This is a genomic window from Exiguobacterium sp. s193 (genome assembly GCF_018618755.1).
Taxonomy (GTDB): domain Bacteria; phylum Bacillota; class Bacilli; order Exiguobacteriales; family Exiguobacteriaceae; genus Exiguobacterium_A.
Window position 1 is genome coordinate 79506 of record NZ_JACSMR010000006.1, and the last position, 16159, is coordinate 95664.

The window sequence follows — 16159 nt, forward strand, 5'->3', positions numbered from 1 at the left end:
AAAGCTTTTCAAAATGAGACAGCATAGTGTACGATAATCTCAATTCAATTGTAACAACGACGTTGAAGGGAAGAGTAACACCTTGTAAAACCGCATTAGCGAGCTGGGGACGGTGAGAGCCCAGTCGGAATCAAGATGTGAAGAACATCCCGGAGTCGCTACCCGAACACGAGAGTCAGTAGGCGTAGCCGGAGTTGCCTGTCCGTTATCATATGGCCGAAGATTAAGATGATGATTGATCATCAGTCTTTTGAGTGAACAGCTTTTGCTGTTAACATGGGTGGTACCGCGGAACCGAGTCTTTCGTCCCATATTCTTGGGAGAGAAGGGCTCTTTTTTATGGCTTCTTTTTCAAACACACAATTGAGGAGGAAGAATACCATGACAACACTCGTATCGATGAAACAGACACAGGAAGCCATTACACTCGTAAAAAAACGCTTTGAGGATCAGTTCGCTCAAACACTCGGATTGACACGTGTAGAAGCACCTTTATTCGTAGAAAGCACGTTAGGTGTCAACGACCACTTGAACGGAACGGAGCGTGTCATTCGCTTCGACGCGATTGATCATCAAGTAGAACTCGAAATCGTTCAGTCACTCGCGAAGTGGAAACGCCAAGCATTGCATACTTATGGGTTTGCAGAAGGTGAAGGGTTGTACACGTTGATGCATGCGATTCGTCGGGACGAAGTACTCGACGCGACACATTCGATTCATGTGGACCAATGGGACTGGGAACGCATCATCTCAAAAGAAGCCCGGACAATCGATTCATTAAAAACAACGGTCTTATCCATCTATGAAACGATTCGCCAAGTTGAATTAGAAGTGGAAGAGCAGTTCGGAATCGAAGCGACATTACCGGAGGCGATTCACTTCATGACGACACAAGAGCTTGAAGATGCTTATCCAACCCTTTCGACGAAAGAACGTGAGACGGAAGTGACCAAAGAATACGGTGCAGTATTCTTGATGCAAATCGGCGGTGCGTTGGCATCCGGTGAAAAACATGACGGACGAGCGGCTGACTACGATGACTGGTCATTAAACGGCGATATCTTAGTCCATCATCCGGAAATCGGCGCCTTCGAATTATCTTCGATGGGGATTCGCGTCGATCGGGAAGCACTTCTGTCTCAAATCGAGACGACAGGTGAACACGACAAGTTAGCATTTCCTTTCCATCAAGGTGTTCTTTCAGAGACACTGCCTTTAACGATGGGTGGAGGAATCGGACAATCACGGATGGCGATGTTCTTGTTGAAGAAACGTCACATCGGGGAAGTTCAAGCGTCCGTCTGGTCTGAAGCGACACGTCGTTCGTACCGCGAACAAGGGATCCACCTCTTATAAACGAGTGAATGTATTATATAGAAGAAATCGAAAAACGAGATCCTACAAACGTGGGATCTCGTTTTTAATTTAAATAAGTTCATAAGACCTTAGACGGAGGAAAGACGTGTCGAATTGACGTATAATGGGGATACTAAGTAATAAGAAAGAGGTGAAGACATGTCTGCTCTACTCATTACAGGTCTCGTATTTGCGCTATTATTCGTCTTATTCCTTTGGTTCAACATCAAAGGGTTACGTACCATGTGGCGCGATTACAATGAAACCGGTTCGATGGTTGCTCTTGGTTTCTTTATTGTTGGTATCATTGGTATTTTCACAGGTGTCTGGACGACACTTGTCGTCATTATTTACTACTTCCTCCGCCCGACGCGAGGTTAAAAGAGGAGGGGTCATGTGCTAGAATGGTTATTTGCAGCCGGAGAATCGAATCTCTGGCTCTTTTTAGGAATTATGATTCTTGGGTTAGGAACGGAATTGATTCCGGCAGAAGTCGGATTACCGTTGCTTGGTTTATATGTCTCAAATGGAACACTCGGTTGGACGACGGCAGTAGCAATCGGGTTCTTCGGAAGCTTGATGGGAGCGACGTTATTCTATTTCTTAGGTCGTTACGCCGGGCGACCATTACTCGTCCGTTATGGGAAATGGCTGCTGATTAAAGAGCGGGAAATCGATCAAGGTGAACGGATTGTTTCGAAATATGGAACGTGGTCAGCACTATTCGGTCGTTTCTTTCCTGTCGTCCGGTCAGTCGTCTCGATTCCTTGCGGATTATTCAATCTGTCCTTCAAACGTTATATCCTTGCTTCGAGCATCGGATTATTTCCGGTCTCGTTCTTCTATATTTGGTTAGGAGAAAAGTTTGGCGTAGATCGGGCAGAGTCGATGTTAAAAGCACTTGAAAAAGAGTTGTGGTGGATTCTCGGGATCATCATCATCGGAATCGTCGGCTATATTATTTATCGTCGCAAATCAAAAAAAGGAGAATCGTGAACACGATTCTCCTTTCAGACAGACTGTAGACAACGTGCTAACGGGAGATAAAGCGTCACGTTTCGTTGACTCCTACGGGAAAAGTGCGTTTTTAACGCACTTTCAGAGGGAGGCAAGACCCTGCTCGTTGTCCGTGAGGATCAAGGAGCAACGGCTTGCGCCTCGCCCGAGGAAAGCAACGAAAACAGACGCTTTTTTAGGTAATACCGTAAGGGAAATCCAGGCATGCGAACGATTTAGAGCGCAACCCGCTAGAAGACGAGGCGAGACAGGGAAGCGTGAACTAATCGCATCTAGGTATAGTATTTTCACTTTCATAAGAGTTTGTGTACACGCAAAGGAGAATCGTAAACACGATTCTCCTTTTTGTTATGAGGTTTTAGGAAACAGAAACTGTTTTAACGTCTTGATTCGGTGTTTCGGTGTCAGCAACAAGAGTTGATCATTTGCCTCAAATACCGTATCGCCCCGTGGCGTAACGATTTGGTCATTCCGAATGATTGCCGTGATTAAAAATTCTTGCGGGAGTTGAATATCTGAAATCATTTTTCCGATGAACGGATGGTGACGTGGAATCGTCAATTCGATGATTTCGGCGTTTGGTTTCCCGATCGACATGAATTCAATCACCGTTTGAATGGTTGATGAACCCGTTTCGTTTAAATGTAAGCGGTCAGCCAACACACTTAACAAACTCCCTTGAATCAATGTCGAGAGTAGGACGGTGAAAAAGACAATGTTAAAAATCATCGAAGCATTATCAATGCCAGCAACAAGTGGATAAGTTGCGAGAATGATTGGAACAGCACCCTTAAGACCTGCAAACGAGATAAAAATCTTCTCACGCCAACTGTATTTAAACGGCCATAAACTTAACCAAACAGACAAAGGGCGAGCGATGAAAATCAAAATCAAGGCTAGCGCAATAGAGGAAAGGATGACTTGCGGATCTAACAATTGTTTTGGGAAGACAAGTAGACCAAGGACGATGAACATCCCGATTTGTGCCAAGTGTGCCATGCTCATCGTGAAACGGACGAGTGTCTGCCGATAGACAAGTTCATGGTTGCTGATGTAAATGGCTGTGACATAGACGGCTAAGAATCCGCTTGCTGAAAAAGCAGAAGCGATGCCGAATGATAGGAAACCAAATGACATCAAGAGAATCGGATAAAAACTAGAAGAACTTAAATCGATTCGATTGATTACGGCGGAAGCAATCCAGCCAATTGCGAGTCCAAGCAATAAGCCGATCATCATTTCCCAAGTGAGAGAAAACAAGCCGCTTAAAAGAGACGCCTCTTGCGGATTGGTGACGAACTCAAGAAAGAGGACCGTCAAGAAAACGGCCATGGGATCGTTCGTCCCTGATTCCACCTCAAGTGTGGATCCGACTTTTCGCCGGACAGATTGACCGCTCAGGACAGAAAAAATTGCCGCAGCATCCGTCGAGCCGACGATAGCACCCAGTAAAAATGAATTTGGCCAGTTGAAGCCAAGAATATAGTGGGAAGCAACGGCAACGACAGTCGTTGCGATGAACACACCGAATGTAGCGAGGGATAAAGATGGGGCAAGTTCCTGCTTAACATCTTTCCAGACGGTCTGAAGACCCCCTTCAAAGAGAATGATGATTAACGCAATCGTTCCGAATAATTGTGCCAGTTCAGCATCATCGAAACGAATGAATCCCGTCACATCACTACCGGCAATCATCCCTAAAGAAATGAAAATAAGTAAGGCCGGTATGTTAAAGCGGCTCGATAATTTTGTTGTCCAGACAGCGATGAACAACAAGGAACCAATCAATAAAATGATCGAAGGTAAGGACATTGCATCAAACTCCTTTGTTAAAATTTAATTCTACCTTTATTATACACTAATTCCGAGTTTTTCTGTCGGATAATGACTGTTCAATATTTTCCACCACACCCGACAAAATTATCTATCTTATTTGCAAGCGTTTTCATTTATTGTAAAAGCGTAGCACGATTATCAACTCGAAATCAGGGAGGTATCCGAATGCGTAAACGTAAATGGGCAACAGTACCAGTCGTCACTACGGCAATGGTCGTCGCGTTAGCAGCATGTGGTGGTGGCACGCTAAACAGTGATGATTCTAAGGACAGTGATTCTTCCAAGGGTGGAAAAACGCTGAACGTCTTCCAGTTTAAAGCTGAGATTGCGAAAGACATGGAAAAAATGGCGAAAGAGTATGAAAAAGAAACAGGCACGAAAGTCGTCGTTCAAACAGTTGGTGGTGGTTCGGATTATGGTGCAGCCTTGAAGTCACAATTTGCATCAGGAAATGAACCGGATGTCTTCAACAACGGTGGTTTTGCTGAAGCGAACACATGGCAAGATAAATTAGAGGATTTATCAGATGAGAAGTGGGTCAGTGACTTAACGGATCTTTCGAAAGAACCGATGACGATTGATGGAAAATTATACGGTATGCCGATGAACCTAGAAGGTTACGGTTTTATCTATAATAAAGAAATCTTCAAAAAAGCCGGTATTACAGAACTGCCGAAAACGTTGACAGAGCTGACGGATGCCTCTAAAAAACTTAAAGCGGATGGTGTCACACCGTTCTCGATCGGATATGGCGAGTGGTGGGTCCTCGGAAATCACTTGTTGAACATTCCGATGGCACAACAAGACGATCCGGATCAGTTCATTGCAGACTTAAATGCAGGTAAAGGCAAATTCGAAGACAACAAACAGTTTAAAGAATTCATCAACCTCTTTGATTTAACAGTTGAATACGGGAACAAAAATCCGTTGACAACAGATTATAATACGCAAGTCACACAGTTCGCTGAAGGAAAAACCGCAATGATTCAGCAAGGGAACTGGGCACAACAATTGATCACGGATGTGAATCCAGACATCGAAATGGGCTTCATCCCGATGCCGATCAATGATGATAAAGAAAAAATGGACCGTCTTCCCGTCGGTGTACCGAATAACTGGGTCGTCAATAAAAACTCGAAGAATAAAGAAGAAGGTAAGAAGTTCCTCGAGTGGATGGCGACATCAGATACAGGAAAAGACTACATGGTCAATAAATTCAAATTCATTCCTGCTTTCAAATCAATTGAAGCGAAAGATTTAGGACCGCTTGCAGAAGATATTCAAGCTTACTCGAAAGAGGGCAAAACAATCTCATGGAACTGGTTCAAATATCCGGATGGTGCCGTTAATGAATTCGGAGCAATCATGCAAGCCTATGTCGGAAAACAAAAAACGTCAGAAGAGATGTTGCAAGACTTCACGAAGACATGGATGAAAATGAAAAAATAAGTAGTAGCCAGACTGGCCTCGAACTAGCAGTTTATATGGTGGAGAACGATATAAAAAACTCCTCTTTCCTATCATCGAATCGATAGGAAAGAGGAGTTTTTGGACGTCTTAGAGGAAAAATAACTGGATGAAGAACAAGATGGCGAATAGGTAAATCAAAGGATGAACCCGTTTTTTTTGAACGGCCTTCATGATGGGATAGACGATGAAACCAAAAGCAATCCCCGTCGCAATGCTTCCTGAGAGTGGCATGATGACGATAATGACGAATGCGGTGAATGCTTCACTGAAGTCTTCCCATTCAATTTGTTTAATGTTTTGGAGCATTAAGGCGCCAACGAGAATCAAGGCCGGTGCTGTGATGGAAGGAACACCTGAAATCGCTTGAACGACCGGTCCAAAAATCGCTGCAAGTGCGAAGAGTAGACCGACTGTGACCGACGTTAATCCCGTTCGTCCTCCAGCAGCAACACCGGAAGCAGACTCGACGTAAGCTGTCGTCGGGCTTGTTCCGAACATCGAACCAACCACCATTGCTGTCGAGTCAGATAACAACGCGCGGTCACTATTTTTCAAGGAACCGTCTTGTTCGATCAAGCCGGCCTGTTCTCCGACGGCGACCATCGTCCCTGTCGTATCAAACATCGTCACGAGAACGAAAGAGAGAACACCACCGAACAATCCGTATTGCAAGACGTCTTGAATCGCTGTCAGTGGATTTACGACTAACAATCCTTCAGGTAACGTCGGCAAAGCCGTGAGTGTACTTGAAAACTTCAGGTCACCGATGATGAACGCAAGAACAGCGGCTAAAATCATGGCATACAATAACCCGCCAGGAACACGTTTGACCGTTAGGATTGCAGCCGTCATCAAACCAATTAGTGTAATGATGGCTTCTGGTGAGGACAGTGAGCCGATCGTAATCAAAGTCGCCTCATCTGCGACAAGAATGCCTGACATCTTCAGTCCGAGTGAGGCGATGAACAGTCCGATTCCACCTGTGATGGCAAGTTTGAGTGTTTGTGGAATGACTTCAATCAGCTTCGTCCGGATGGGAGACAACGAAAGAAGTAAAAAGATGATTCCAGAAACGAATACGACAGACAGTGCGGTTTGATAAGGAATTTTCTCCCCGACGACAAGGGTATACGTAAAATAAGCATTTAATCCCATGCCAGGAGCAACCGCAATCGGTAAGTTCGCATACAGTCCCATTAAAAGTGTTCCAACGAGTGTCGCGATGATTGTCGCAGAAAAAGCTTGGGCCTGCGGAATCCCGGCGTCCGCTAGGATTGTAGGGTTAACGACTAAAATATAGGCCATCGTGATGAACGTGATGAATCCAGCTTGGACTTCACGTTTGACCGTTGTGTTATGAGCGGAGAGTTTGAACATAAATAAAGAACCACCTTCAATAAAAATAGTGAAAAACGAACATTAACGATACTATATGAATGTTCATTCGGAATCAAGAGTTATTTTTTGAGTATATCTGTAGTAACACAAGAAATGAAAAAAAATAGCAGATATCAACTGTGTGATGTAAGCGGATACAGCTATGCTATACTAATGATTAGAAGAAAAAGGATATGGGGTGACAACGTGAAGAGCATTCGAACACGATTGATTGTGCTTGTCGCCCTCGCGATTCTGGTCCCGACGACACTAGCGACATCTGCATCTTATTTATATGTACGCCATCAAAATATCGCGGAAGCAGAACGCTCAAGTTTAAACGCCTTACAACGCGGAAATAGTCAAATCAGTCATTATATGGAAGATGTGAAACGGCTTTCGACAAGTCTTTATGCAAATCGTTCTCTCATGAATATCATGTATGCTGGAGCAGATGCCGAGATTGGTGAATCAGACAGTATCGTCGCCCGTTCTTTACTGGGTTTGTTTTTATCTAGACAAGACATCGAACAACTTCATTTCGTCATCTTAAAAGGACACGCCGAATATTCTGTCTACAATATGAAAACATCTGGACGCGGCAAGTTTGATTGGTTACAAGAGACGGATTATTTTCGGCTGATGCAACAAGAAAATGGATGGTTGATTGATCCGCAGCATCCGATTGCACCATATAACACAAGGACGATGCTTCTTGACGAAACAGAAGTCGTCAGTTTTCGTTACCGGATTGATCGTGTCGAAACGAACGAACCAATCGGCTTTTTGTCCGTTGATATTCCGGCACATGTGTTTGAACAGCAACTGCAACTATTTGAAAATTCTCCGGACGAATCGTTGTGGTTGATGAGCGGGGATCATTTGATTGCGAAAACAGGAAAGACGATGACGGTGACGAACGAACAATTGACTGGAAACAGTGGAAGTCTGCATATCGGTGACTCTTTTATCGTGTATGCGAAAGCGGAGAATCACGGTGTACCGATTACGCTGATTAAAAAAATTCCTTACGCCTCCGTCATAAAGGGCGCGAATGAAACAGCAATCATCCTTTTATTGATCGGATTAATCTCCCTTGTCTTGATGATCATCGCGGCAAGTCTCGTCGCACTCGAAATCACAAAACCGATTAAACAATTGACGGCAAATGTTTGGCGGGTCGAGCAAGGGGACCTCTCCGCACGTTTCATCGCGACGACGAATGATGAGATTGGTCTACTGAATCGACAATTTCAGCGAATGGTGCAACGGATTGATCGTTTGATTAAACGAGAATACCGGTTAGCCCTTGAGAATCGGACGAACGAACTGCGTGCTTTGCAATCCCAGCTCAATCCACACTTTTTATTTAATGCGCTCCAATCGATTGGAACGACGACGTTGCAAGGTGACCGGAAAGTCGCGTATCGTTCGATCACCGGTCTTTCACAAATGATGCGTTATTCGATGAACAACGAACAAACGATAGTCACATTAAAGCAGGAAGTCGATCATCTTCAAGGCTATATGCGTTTACAGCAACAGCGGTTTCCCGAAAAGTTTCGTTATATCGTCGATGTCCCGTGGCACATGAATCCGATTGAAGTACCAAAGATGATTTTACAACCGTTCGCCGAGAATTACTTCAAGCATGCTTTTCGTCAGCAAAGTGATGCGTCAGAAAATTACTTAGCATATAAAATCAGAACGGATGGGGACCAATTGATCATCCATGTCGAAAACAGCGGCCCAGTCATGTCTGAAATGGAACTCGAAACGATTGATCAAAACATGCGGGCACATCGTGTTCCGGAAGACCGCCAAACATCCGGCATCGGGTTACACAACATCAACGAACGGCTGCAAATTTTTTATGGTGAACGGGCAAGTATGGTGCTTCAATCTCCAAGAGAAGGTGGGTTCAGAATCATTATTCGAATTCCAATCGAACAGGAGGAATTATAATGAATGTACTGATCGTTGACGATGAGCAACACGTGCGTGATGCGGTGAAGTTACTCGGAGAGTGGGATGACTGGAAGGTATCACAGATTTTTGAAGCGGAAGATGGAGCGGCTGCGAAAAAAATCCTCGATGAAGAAAAAATCGACTTAATGCTGACGGATGTCGAAATGCCAGGATTAGATGGGTTAAGTTTGCTAGAATGGACAAAGAATCACCAGCCAAAGGTCGTCACGATCGTGTTGACAGGGTATGATGATTATACGTATATGCGTCGTGCGATTTTACATCAATCGTTTGATTACTTATTAAAACCGATCGATCCGGATGTTTTAAATGATGCGCTCTCCCGCGCGATGGAACTGATTTGCCCGGTTCAAGAGCAAGGAGAGGCGATTGATCAAATTGCGAAGTATATCGAGACACATTATGCGGAAGAGTTAACACTCCAACTCATGAGTGAACGCTTCTATTTGAGCCGAGAGTATATATCAAGGCGCTTTAAACAGCGTTTTTCGGTCAATTTATCGGATTATATCCAAACGATTCGTTTAAACCGGGCAAAAGAGTTACTCGGGGAGACGGATGCCCGTATTTATGAGATTGCCGTTGAAGTCGGGTATCAAGATGATAAATATTTCCGGAAAGTATTTAAGAAGCAATTCGGCATGACACCAAATGAGTTTAGAGAGTTGTTATCGATTTAGTTCAATATCAAGGAGGAATCGTACATGAGCGTACACATTAATGCAGCAGAAGGTCAAATCGCAGAAACCGTTTTACTTCCAGGAGATCCACTTCGTGCGAAGTATATCGCCGAAACATTTTTAGAGGACGTTGTTCTTTACAATGAAGTACGTGGAATGTACGGCTTCACAGGTACGTATAAAGGTAAAAAAGTATCTGTTCAAGGAACAGGTATGGGTGTTCCTTCAATGTCGATTTATGCGAATGAACTCGTTCAATCGTATGGTGCGAAAAACTTAATCCGTGTCGGTACAGCGGGTGGAATTACACCGGATGTAAAAGTCCGTGACGTTGTCATCGCGATGAGTGCTTCACACGACATGGCTCAAAATCGCGTTCGCTTCAATGGATTGGATTATGCACCGACTGCTTCATTCGAGTTATTGCATAAAGCGTACACAATGGCACAAGAACACGGAATCGACGCAAAAGTTGGTCAAGTCTTCACGACGGATCAATTTTATCAAGATGATTTCCACCACTTCAAAAAATGGGCAGACTTCGGTTGCCTCGCAATCGAGATGGAGGCAGCAGGTCTCTACACACTCGCTGCAAAACATAAAGTGAACGCCTTGACGATTTTGACGATTTCAGATCACCTCTTAACGGGAGAAGAAACAACGTCTGAAGAACGTCAAACGACATTTAATGACATGATGAAAGTTGCGCTTGAAACAGCGATTCAACTGTAATTGGTCCGGTGAAGTAAAATCATGTGGATGATACAATCACGGTCTTCATGAAACGAAAAAAGCAGGACTCGCGTTCACTAACGGATTCGAGTCCTGCTTTTTTTGTCTAACCACAAAGAAGAGGGAGCATACGATTGAATCATTGCTCATTCGCTATGATAGAATGAGGAAAAGATACCCTAGACTATGAGGAGGAACGAAAGATGGAATCGACGATGATTGAATCAAACATTTCGCATCTTGTTCAAACGCAACGTAATTTTTTTAAGACAGGTGCGACGCGGAGTGTTGCGTTTCGTCTAAGTATGTTGACGTTTTTAAAGCAAGCGATTGAGACACATGAGGAAGCAATCTATGAGGCGTTAAAAACGGACTTGAATAAAGGACGTCAAGATGCGTTTACGACTGAAATCGGATTCGTCTACGGTGAGCTTGCGCGGATGGAGAAGAAACTTCGTCGCCTTGCTAAACCAAAACGTGTCGGGACACCATTGTTACATATCGGATCAAAAAGTGACATCCATTATGAACCATACGGAAACGTGCTCGTCATCGCGCCGTGGAACTATCCTTTCCAGCTCGCTGTTGCACCCATCATCGGGGCGATTGCAGCGGGAAATACGGTGGTCTTGAAACCGTCAGAACTAACGCCGAACGTCTCGCGTGTTCTCCGAGAAGTCTTTGAAACGGCATTTCACGAACGGTTTGGACTTGTCATCGAGGGGGATGCGGACGTCAGTTCAGCTGTTCTTGAAGAGAAGTTTGATTATATCTTCTTTACGGGTTCGACGCGTGTCGGGAAAATCGTCCATCAAGCAGCGGCGAAACATTTGACGCCTGTCACGCTTGAACTCGGCGGGAAGTCTCCGACAATCGTTCACCGTGATGCGAACTTAAAGCTTGCCGCAAAACGGATTGCTTGGGGCAAATGGTTGAACGCTGGACAAACGTGTATCGCCCCGGACTATGTCTTCGTTCATGAAGATGTCCGTGAGGAATTTTTACGCTTAATTGAAAAGGAAGCATTTGCCCAGTATGGGAATGGTGTTGGTGTGAATGCTTACGTCAAGATTGTTTCGGACAGTCATTTGGAGCGATTGAGCAGTTACTTGCCCCAAGGTGAAATTTTATTTGGTGGTCAAGTCGATGCAGCAACGAGAAAGATGGCACCAACTGTCATGACGGACGTTGATCCAGAAAGTCCGTTGATGCAAGAAGAAATCTTTGGACCGATTCTTCCGGTTTATTCGTATCGTGAAGTGGAAGAAGTCATCCGTTTCATCAATGACCGTGATAAGCCGTTAGCGCTTTATCTCTTCACAGAGAGTGAAGCCGTCCAGCACCGTGTGCTCGACCGTGTGTCATTTGGTGGTGGGTGTATCAATGATACGTTGATGCATGTTGCGCAACATAACTTACCATTTGGTGGCGTCGGGGGAAGTGGTATGGGTGGTTATCACGGCAAATTCAGCTTTGAGACGTTCAGCCATCGTAAAGGTGTCGTCAAGAATACGACGAAATTCGATTTACCGTTCCGCTATATGCGCTCAAATACCGATTCGAAATGGATGCGTTATTTATTGTAAATGGAACTTTAACGAAGCCAAGAGTAAATCCAAGTGATCTACTCTCGGCTTTTTTTGCTTATTTAATTTGTGAAATAGTGAACAAAGTTTGACAATCTTTTGAAAAAACGCTATTTTCCCTTGTGATGTTCTATACTGAAGGCAGAAGCTACGGAAAGGAGAATGCGAGATGCTTACTTGTGGGACGACAGAGGCCAATACGTTCGTGTTGTCGAACGAGACACGTGAATTACTTGAAGAGTTCATGACTGAGGTACCTTTTAAAAAAGATTCAATCGTCTGTTGGGAAGGGGAAATGAACGATAAACTTTTTTATGTGAAACAGGGTGGTGTAAAACTATCAAAGCTCACGAAAAAAGGTAGCCCGCTGATGATGTTCTTATATTTCAAAGGTGACTTGTTTGGTGAATTCGATGTCGGAGAAGCATTTCCAAGCTCCTATAGTGTTGAAACGATGGAGGACAGTGTCATTGGCTTCATCTCGAAAGCGACACTCGAAGACTTGATGAAAAAAGATGGAACGTTTGCGTTAGATATCATGCGCTGGCAAGCGTTGATGCGAAAACAAACGGAAACGAAGCTACGTGACCTTTTATTGTTCGGGAAACAAGGGGCACTCGCTTCGACACTCTTACGATTGATTGCGATGGACGGAAAAAAAGTGGATGACGATTACGTGATTTCGAAGCGACCGTCGGATACTGAACTCGGTCAGTTGATTGGGGTACCACGTGAAACGGTCAACCGGATGTTTTCCCAGTGGAAAAAAGACAATGTCATTTCAATGACGACGACTAAAATCATCGTTCATGATGCGAACTATTTACGCGATCTTTGCCACTGTGAAGGGTGTCCTGTCGGTGTCTGCCGGATTTAGGCTTAACTTAAGCGTTAGCTTATGGAGCCATACGTTGGAGCTGACTTAAAAATTGCTTCAAAATCATCCTTTTGATGGAACCGCAACACGTTAAACTTCATAAGAACTTATCAACAGTCTAGGATCACATTCTTTTTGAATGTGGTCCTTCAGGCTGTAGACAACGTGCTATCGGGAGATCAAGCGTCTTTTTTCGTTGCTTTCCTCGGGCGAGGCGCAAGCCGTTGCTCCTTGATCCTCACGGACAATGAGCAGGGTCTTGCCCGCCTCTGAACGTGCGTTAAAAACGCACTTTTTCCCGTAGGAGTCAACGAAACGTGACGCTTTTTAGGTAACACTATGACGGAAAGCCAGTCATGCAGACGCTTTAGAGCGCAATCCGTATCGAATCGCTTAGAACCGCGAACGGTTGCCGCTTTGAAGACGAGGTGAGACAGGGAAGCGCGACCGGATTGTCTCTCGTTATCGCATGTTCACGCTTCATAATAGTTTGTCTACACGCTGTAGGATCACATTCTTTTTGAATGCGGTCCTTTTTTGTGTCGCACAAACAGTAGCGGTTCAAAATATGTTCAGGACGTAACAAGTTGTGAACTTTATGTGTGTTTTATAAAAGAAAAGCGCGAAATCGTCACAATTGGTGTGACGTTTATCACATATTACGAAGGGTGTCTTTTTCTAAAATAAAGGTAGGTTAAGTTATCGATTCAAAGAGGGAAAGGAGATGCGAATCATGCGTCAGAAATCAGATACAGAACTGAAGGGAACGTTTATCGCTGTATTTATCGTTGCCGGAGTCATCATCGGAATGTGGGGATCAATCTTTTTATTGTTCACTTCAAGATAAGGGGGAATCAGGATGCATATTCATCGTTTAGAAAAAATATGGTTAGTGTTCGGCTGTATCATGTTGGCAGTCTTTTTAATCATCATTGGCGTATCGGCGTTCGCTTCTGATAATCAACCACCGTCGGATGCGACATTGATTGACCCGACGCAAGTCGATCAGACGAAGCCGTTTGATAAACCAGGTCTGAAAAAAATTGACGACAATAAGTATGAAGCCGTCATGGTCTCACAAGCGTTTCAGTTCACACCGCAAGACATGATTATCAAAAAAGGCGCGACCGTCGATTTTCTCGTGACGTCGAAAGATGTCGTCCATGGGTTTGAAATCGTCAAGACGAACGTCAACATGATGGTCGTTCCCGGACATATCAATTCAATTGAGTACACATTCAAAGAAGCTGGCGAATATTTGATTGTCTGTAATGAATATTGTGGGTCAGGGCATCACATGATGTCGACTAAGATTAAGGTGGTGGAATAAATGAATGCGATTTCGAAAAAATTAATGGAGTTTGAGATGGAGCGGGGAATGCCTGCAGGAGAAATAGGGTTAAAAGAAGCAAAACTCGGATTTGCCTATGTTAGTTTTTCACTGGTCGCCTTATTGATTGGTGGACTGTGTGGTTTATTGCAGACGCTTGTCCGGACAGGAGTCATTCCAGAAATTGCCGGGATCGGATATTACGAATTGCTGACGGCTCACGGATTAATGCTAGCGATTGTTTTTACGACATTATTTATATTCGGACTTTTATTTTCATTTTTAGGACAGTCGTTCGGTCGGTTCGAAGAATTTCCGAGACGCTTAGGTTGGGTCGGTTTTTGGTTGATGATCGTTGGTGTCCTCCTTGTCACATGGATGGTGTTAGCAGGTGAAGCTTCCGTCCTCTATACGTTTTATGCACCGCTAAAAGCACATCCGGTTTTTTATATCGGGCTCGTGATCTTCGTTGTTGGAACATGGGTTTCTTCTGCTGCGATGTTCCGGATGTATGCGGATTACAAACGAGAACATAAGGGAGTCCATCCGCCGCTCCAAGCCTACATGAGCATCATGACGGCTTTGTTGTGGGTCATCGCAACGCTAGGCGTCGCAGCAACGATTCTCTTTCAACTCTTGCCGTTGTCACTCGGTTGGACGGATAAGGTCGGGATCGAATTATCCCGGACATTATTTTGGTATTTTGGCCATCCACTCGTCTATTTTTGGTTATTGCCGGCGTATATCGTTTGGTATACGGTCATTCCAAAGATTGTCGGGGGGAAGATTTTTTCAGATGCCTTAGCACGGATGTCGTTTTTATTGTTCTTGTTATTCTCGTTCCCTGTTGGTTTCCACCATCAGTTGCTCGAGCCCGGTATTTCAGCATTTTGGAAGTACATCCAAGTCGTCTTGACGTTCCTTGTCATCATCCCTTCATTGATGACGGCATTCTCGATGTTTGCGACCTTCGAACTAGCAGGTCGTCGTCAAGGCGCGACCGGACTATTTGGGTGGATTAAGAAAATGCCGTACCGGGATGTCCGTTTCCTTGCACCGTTCGTCGGCATGTTATTTTTCATCCCGGCCGGAGCCGGTGGTGTCGTCAATGCTTCCCACCAATTGAATATCGTCGTGCATAACACTTTATGGGTGACGGGTCACTTCCACATCACAGTCGGGGCTGCCGTGGCGTTGACGTTCTTTGGAACGGCCTACTGGCTTGTCCCATTATTACGCGGACGCACCTTAACGAAACGGATCAACACAATTGGTCTCATCCAGACAGCGACGTGGACGATCGGTATGCTCTTTATGTCGACTGCGATGCATATTTCAGGCTTGCTCGGTAATCCGAGACGGACAGGTCCTGCGGCGTACTTCAAAGATTCGCTCGTCGCAGATTGGATTCCCTATCACGTTGCGATGGCGATTGGAGGTACAATCCTCTTTATTTCAATTCTCTTGTTCTTGTTTGCGATGTTCCAACTGGCCTTCCGGACACCAAAAGGAATTACTGAATTCCCGGTCGCAGAAACAGAAGAAGCAGCGATGCAGACGCCACTCTTTTTTGAGAACTGGAAACTTTGGATTTTCGTGACGTTTGCTTTGATTGCTTTTGCTTACACAGTACCGATTTGGCACATGATTGACAATGCCCCTCCTGGAGCACCGGGGTGGAAACTCTGGTAAAGGACTGAGTAAGTCACACCGAAAAGTGCTATCGGGAGATAAGCGTCTTTATTCGTTGCTTTCCTCGGGCGAGGCGCAAGCCGTTGCTCCTTGATCCTACCGGACAACGAGCAGGGTCTTGCCTGCCTCTGAACGTGCGTTAAAAACGCACTTTTCCCGTAGGAGTCAACGAAACGTGACGCTTTTTAGGTAGTATCGTGACGGAAAGCCGGGCATG

The 16159-nt window shown here is 44.7% G+C and carries 14 protein-coding genes and 1 other annotated feature; of the genes, 12 read left to right on the forward strand and 2 right to left on the reverse strand.

The window, feature by feature from the left end; translation table 11 throughout:
- Positions 1-53: 53 nt before the first annotated feature.
- Positions 54-314 (forward strand) — a binding site (T-box leader).
- A gap of 67 nt (positions 315-381) precedes the next feature.
- From asnA to KNQ04_RS09415, 3 genes are all read left to right on the forward strand, one after another.
- Positions 382-1356: an aspartate--ammonia ligase gene (gene asnA / locus KNQ04_RS09405; protein ID WP_214849965.1), complete on the forward strand. Its 975-nt coding sequence runs from the start codon at positions 382-384 to the stop codon at positions 1354-1356.
- Between the two features lie 159 nt (positions 1357-1515).
- On the forward strand, positions 1516-1737 hold the full coding sequence (locus KNQ04_RS09410) for a hypothetical protein (protein ID WP_029332710.1): 222 nt from the start codon (positions 1516-1518) through the stop codon (positions 1735-1737).
- A gap of 15 nt (positions 1738-1752) precedes the next feature.
- On the forward strand, positions 1753-2352 hold the full coding sequence (locus KNQ04_RS09415) for a DedA family protein (protein ID WP_214849968.1): 600 nt from the start codon (positions 1753-1755) through the stop codon (positions 2350-2352).
- Positions 2353-2721: 369 nt separating this feature from the next.
- On the opposite strand, the gene KNQ04_RS09420 is transcribed toward KNQ04_RS09415, so the two are convergent.
- Positions 2722-4185 (reverse strand): potassium/proton antiporter, encoded by a 1464-nt coding sequence (locus tag KNQ04_RS09420; RefSeq protein ID WP_214849976.1) that lies wholly within the window; start codon positions 4183-4185, stop codon positions 2722-2724.
- 189 nt (positions 4186-4374) lie between these two features.
- Here KNQ04_RS09420 and KNQ04_RS09425 point away from each other — a divergent pair, with 189 nt between their 5' ends.
- The gene (locus KNQ04_RS09425) at positions 4375-5658 is read left to right on the forward strand and encodes an ABC transporter substrate-binding protein (RefSeq protein WP_214849978.1); all 1284 of its coding nucleotides are present in this window, start codon (positions 4375-4377) and stop codon (positions 5656-5658) included.
- A 108-nt stretch (positions 5659-5766) separates the two neighbouring features.
- On the opposite strand, the gene KNQ04_RS09430 is transcribed toward KNQ04_RS09425, so the two are convergent.
- Entirely contained in the window at positions 5767-7056 is a 1290-nt protein-coding gene (locus KNQ04_RS09430; protein ID WP_214849980.1) for an NCS2 family permease, read from the reverse strand.
- Positions 7057-7263: 207 nt separating this feature from the next.
- Between KNQ04_RS09430 and KNQ04_RS09435 the strand changes: the two genes are divergently transcribed.
- From KNQ04_RS09435 to KNQ04_RS09470, 8 genes are all read left to right on the forward strand, one after another.
- On the forward strand, positions 7264-9021 hold the full coding sequence (locus KNQ04_RS09435; RefSeq protein WP_214849982.1) for a sensor histidine kinase: 1758 nt from the start codon (positions 7264-7266) through the stop codon (positions 9019-9021).
- The gene (locus KNQ04_RS09440; RefSeq protein WP_214849984.1) at positions 9021-9725 is read left to right on the forward strand and encodes a response regulator transcription factor; all 705 of its coding nucleotides are present in this window, start codon (positions 9021-9023) and stop codon (positions 9723-9725) included. The genes KNQ04_RS09435 and KNQ04_RS09440 overlap by 1 nt, the downstream gene beginning before the upstream one ends.
- A 24-nt stretch (positions 9726-9749) precedes the next feature.
- On the forward strand, positions 9750-10457 hold the full coding sequence (gene deoD / locus KNQ04_RS09445) for a purine-nucleoside phosphorylase (protein WP_029332717.1): 708 nt from the start codon (positions 9750-9752) through the stop codon (positions 10455-10457).
- A gap of 203 nt (positions 10458-10660) precedes the next feature.
- Positions 10661-12043: an aldehyde dehydrogenase gene (locus tag KNQ04_RS09450; protein WP_214849989.1), complete on the forward strand. Its 1383-nt coding sequence runs from the start codon at positions 10661-10663 to the stop codon at positions 12041-12043.
- A 169-nt stretch (positions 12044-12212) separates the two neighbouring features.
- Entirely contained in the window at positions 12213-12920 is a 708-nt protein-coding gene (locus tag KNQ04_RS09455) for a Crp/Fnr family transcriptional regulator (protein ID WP_214849991.1), read from the forward strand.
- A gap of 733 nt (positions 12921-13653) precedes the next feature.
- Entirely contained in the window at positions 13654-13767 is a 114-nt protein-coding gene (locus tag KNQ04_RS09460) for a cytochrome C oxidase subunit II (RefSeq protein ID WP_152638917.1), read from the forward strand.
- A 12-nt stretch (positions 13768-13779) separates the two neighbouring features.
- On the forward strand, positions 13780-14250 hold the full coding sequence (locus KNQ04_RS09465) for a cytochrome c oxidase subunit II (protein WP_214849993.1): 471 nt from the start codon (positions 13780-13782) through the stop codon (positions 14248-14250).
- Positions 14251-15942: a b(o/a)3-type cytochrome-c oxidase subunit 1 gene (locus KNQ04_RS09470; RefSeq protein WP_214849996.1), complete on the forward strand. Its 1692-nt coding sequence runs from the start codon at positions 14251-14253 to the stop codon at positions 15940-15942.
- Positions 15943-16159 lie beyond the last annotated feature (217 nt).